Annotated in this window: 4 protein-coding genes; 2 read left to right on the top strand and 2 right to left on the bottom strand. The window is 73.3% G+C overall.

Annotated elements, in window-relative coordinates; translation table 11 throughout:
• Nucleotides 1-44: 44 nt before the first annotated feature.
• Nucleotides 45-671 (bottom strand): YigZ family protein, encoded by a 627-nt coding sequence (locus ACYVE9_RS21700; protein WP_461029566.1) that lies wholly within the window; start codon nucleotides 669-671, stop codon nucleotides 45-47.
• A 57-nt stretch (nucleotides 672-728) separates the two neighbouring features.
• On the opposite strand from ACYVE9_RS21700, the gene ACYVE9_RS21705 reads away from it, so the two are divergent.
• Entirely contained in the window at nucleotides 729-1,139 is a 411-nt protein-coding gene (locus ACYVE9_RS21705) for a CoA-binding protein (protein ID WP_461029567.1), read from the top strand.
• Between the two features lie 67 nt (nucleotides 1,140-1,206).
• Here ACYVE9_RS21705 and ACYVE9_RS21710 read toward each other — a convergent pair whose 3' ends face one another.
• Entirely contained in the window at nucleotides 1,207-1,779 is a 573-nt protein-coding gene (locus ACYVE9_RS21710) for a helix-turn-helix domain-containing protein (protein ID WP_461029568.1), read from the bottom strand.
• Nucleotides 1,780-1,887: 108 nt separating this feature from the next.
• On the opposite strand from ACYVE9_RS21710, the gene ACYVE9_RS21715 reads away from it, so the two are divergent.
• Complete coding sequence (locus ACYVE9_RS21715) at nucleotides 1,888-2,754, top strand: EamA family transporter (protein ID WP_461029569.1); 867 nt, start codon at nucleotides 1,888-1,890, stop codon at nucleotides 2,752-2,754.
• The last annotated feature ends 45 nt before the right edge of the window (nucleotides 2,755-2,799 follow it).

Genomic DNA, 2,799 nt, shown 5'->3' on the forward strand with positions numbered 1-2,799 from the left:
GGCGAGGGAGCGGCCCGTCGGGTCGGGGTCGGGGTCGGTCGGGTTCAGAGTGTGCCGTAGGCCTCGTCGCCGAGCTTCAGGGTGGCGCTGCCGGCGGTGGCGCCGGCCAGCCAGGCGCGGAAGGCGTCGAGGTCGGTCTCGGGCAGGCCCACGGTCAGGGTGACCTCGGAGCCGTAGGCGACGTCCCGCACGTCCCGTCCGGTGGACCGCAGGTCGTTCTCCAACCGGCCGGCCCGCTGGTGGTCGACGGTGACGTGGACCAGGCGGAACCGTCTCCTGGTCACCGTGCCGAGCTCGTCCAGGGCCGCCCCGACGGCGCCGGAGTAGGCCCGGATCAGGCCGCCTGCGCCCAGTTTGGTGCCGCCGAAGTAGCGGGTGACCACGGCCACGACGTAGCGCAGGTCCCGGCGGAGCAGCATCTGGAGCATGGGCAGTCCGGCGGTCCCGCCGGGTTCCCCGTCGTCGCCGGCCTTCTGGACGCCCGCGTCGGCGCCGATCACGTAGGCGAAGCAGTGGTGGGTGGCGGTCGGGTGCGAGCGGCGGACGCGGGCCAGGAAGTCCAGCGCGTCCTGCTCGGTTGCCGCGGGCGCCAGCGAGCAGAGGAAACGCGAGCGGTTGACCTCCGTCTCGTGCGTGCCCTCGGCGGCGACCGTCGCGTACTGCTCCTGCATTCCGCCACCCTATGCGGCCCGGGGGAATGGTCCGGGGTCGGCGCTGGTTCCCCGGTCATGTACGCAGACGAGCAGACAGCGCGCCGGATCCTCACCGACGCGGGTGACACCTGGGCCGTGGTGGGCCTGTCCAACAACACCGCGCGGGCGGCCTACGGGGTCGCCGCGGTGCTCCAGCGCTTCGGCAAGCGCGTCGTGCCGGTCCACCCGAAGGCCGAGACGGTGCACGGTGAGCGCGGGTACGCCTCGCTGGCCGAGGTGCCGTTCCCCGTCGACGTGGTGGACGTCTTCGTCAACTCCGCCCAGGCCGGGCAGGTCGCCGACGAGGCGGTGGCGGTCGGCGCCAAGGCGGTGTGGTTCCAGCTGGGTGTCGTGGACGACGCCGCCTGGGAGCGGACGCGCGCCGCGGGCCTGGACATGGTGATGGACCTCTGCCCCGCCATCGAGATCCCCCGACTCGGCCTCTGACCCCACGCCGGCCCCGCGCCGCCGGACGGGCGGCCCGCGGGGCGGACGGCGGCGGGTGCTCGTCCGGTCAGCGGGGGGCCGGGACGGAGACGGCCAGCGTCATCTCCACGGGCACGTCGCCGTCGTTGCGGTAACTGTGCGGTACGTGTGAGGCGAACGCGGCGGAGGTGCCCTCCGGGAACTCGTGGTCGGTGCCGTCCACGGAGAGGGTGAGCACACCGCTCCGGACGTGCAGGAGCTCGGTGGTGCCCGGCGGGTGCGGGTCGGACGTGCTGCCGTCGCCGGGCAGCAGCAGCCAGGACCACAGTTCGAGCGGGCCGGGAGCCTCGGCACCGGCGAGCAGCGTGCTGTGGCTGCCCGCCGGGGTGCTCCAGAGCCGCACCGCCTGTTCGGCCGGCACCAGGCGTACCGCCTGGCCCTGCTCGTGGTCGAGCAGGCCGGTGATGCTCACGCCGAGGGCGTCGGCGACCTTCACCACGGTGCCGACGCTGGGATTGGTGCGGGCCTGCTCGATCTGGATCAGCATGCCCCGGCTCACCCCGGCCCGGGCCGCGAGTGCGTCCAGGGTGAAACCCCGTTCGGTGCGCAGCCGTTTGAGGTTCCTGGCCAGGGAGCGGGTCAGGTTGTCGAGGTCGGTCACGAATGCCCTTTCCCCACGAGGTCCACAATAGTGAGTTACTAAGTACAGCCGGATGTACTACGGTGTGCTGGACTCATTCGTCCATCACACTGTACTGCGAGGTACACCATGACCGCCGTCCTGGCCCTGATGACCAGCCTGATGTGGGGACTGGCCGACTTCGGCGGCGGCCTGGTGACGCGACGCATGTCGGCGCTGACGGTGGTCGTCGTCTCGCAGACACTGGCCGCCGTCGTGCTCGGCGCGATCGTGCTCGCCACCGGCGGCTGGTCGGAGATCGGGCCGCAGTTGTGGTTCGCCGTCGCGGCGGGTGTGGTCGGGCCCGTCGGCATGCTGGCGTTCTACAAGGCACTGGCGCTCGGCCCGATGGGGGTGGTCTCGCCGCTGGGCGCGGTCGGCGGGGTCGCGGTGCCGGTGGGCGTCGGCCTGGCGCTGGGGGAACGTCCCGGATGGGTCCAGGTGGCCGGTGTGCTGGTGGCCGTCAGCGGCGTCGTGCTGGCCTGCGGTCCCAGCAGGGGCAACGCACCCGTGGCCCGGCGCACTCTGGGCCTCACGCTGCTCGCCGCGTTCGGGTTCGGATCGGTGATGGCCCTGATCGAGCACGCTTCCACCACCATGACCGGCCTGTTCCTCGCCCTGTTCGTGCAGCGGCTGCTCAACGTGGCGGTCGGCGGGGCCGCACTGTGGGCGTCGACCCGGCGGGGCGCGCCCGCCCTGCCCGCCGACGGGCTGCCCGGCCTGCGTGCGGCGGTGCCCACGCTGGCGCTGATCGGCCTGGCCGACGTCGCCGCCAACGGCACGTACATGCTCGCCGCGCAGCACGGTCCGGTCACGGTGGCGGCCGTGCTGGCATCGCTGTACCCGGTGGTCACGGCACTGGCGGCCCGCGGAGTGCTGCGTGAGCGGCTGCGCGCGGTGCAAACGGCCGGAGCCGGGCTGGCGCTGATGGGCACCGTGCTGCTCGTCGCCGGCTGACGCCCGTCGGGACGTCCGGGACGTCCGGCACCTCGGCGGCCGGCC

This window comes from Streptomyces sparsus (genome assembly GCF_054776295.1).

Bases quoted from the DNA above. Each gene is read 5' to 3' on its own strand.
- ACYVE9_RS21700 (WP_461029566.1), bottom strand. From the start codon at position 671: ATGCAGGAGCAGTACGCGACGGTCGCCGCCGAGGGCACGCACGAGACG.
- ACYVE9_RS21705 (WP_461029567.1), top strand. From the start codon at position 729: ATGTACGCAGACGAGCAGACAGCGCGCCGGATCCTCACCGACGCGGGT.
- ACYVE9_RS21715 (WP_461029569.1), top strand. From the start codon at position 1,888: ATGACCGCCGTCCTGGCCCTGATGACCAGCCTGATGTGGGGACTGGCC.